Here is an 855-nt window from a genome sequence, read left to right as displayed (position 1 = left end):
CCCGGTTTTGAGCTGCTGGCTCAGCGGCGGGGGCTTCGGCTTTGGGGGCTTCGGCCTCTAGCGCTTTCTCTGCCTGCTTTTCCTCTACCGGTTTGGTCGGCGCTGGCGCCTCAGCCGGTTTGGCCGCTTCTGGCTGAGCTGCCGGAGCGTCTTTGGCGGCTTCCGCTTGAGGAGCGGGTTGCGCTACGTTCTCGGCATCAGCGGTTTTCGGCGCATCAGCCTTGGGCTGCTGCGGCTGGCTTTCGGCAACCGGCTTTTCCTGCGCAGGAGTAGCGGCAGCAGTGTCACTGGTTGTCTGCTGAGCGCTGGCCGGTTTGTCGTCCTCGGCTTTCGGCGCGGCGGTGTTTTGCTCGGCCGGGGCCTGGGCGGCCGGTTGTTGCTCAGCAGCAGGTTGCTGCGGCTGAGCCGGTGCAGCGGTTGGTTCCTGCTTCGGTTCAGCTGCGGCTTGCGGCTTGCTGGCCGTCGGTGGTTGCTCGTTTGTCTGAGCAGCCTTGGCCACTTCTTTTTTAGCCTGATCGTCGGTCTTCGCTTGCGCAGACGGCTCCTGAGCAGGGACCAGCTTGGCGGGCGGGTGACCTTCGTCATCCACGGGCGCGGGCTGTTCGTTGCGTGGACGGGCCGGTTTGGGTGTCTTGTTGCGCTGCGGTTTGTCCGCAGAGGCTTGAGTTACCGCATTCTTGCCGTCGCTATTGTTTTCCCCTTTGCCAGGACGCTGGCGTTCGCGTAGCGGACGATCGTCTTTGGCATCGGTGCGGCGGGGGGCTTTCGGGCCCTTGTCGTTGCCTTTGCTGTCGGCGCTGTCAGCAGCATTGTCCGGCTTGCGGTTGTTACGCGGTTTGCCGCTGTCATTTGCCT

At 64.1% G+C, this 855-nt stretch carries 1 pseudogene; it reads right to left on the bottom strand.

Annotated elements, in window-relative coordinates:
* Positions 1-855 (bottom strand): annotated as a pseudogene (locus A3754_RS28215) (ribonuclease E); the annotation flags it as partial.

Source organism: Alcanivorax sp. HI0083, assembly GCF_001635175.1.
This window is presented reverse-complemented; position numbering and strand designations above follow the sequence as displayed.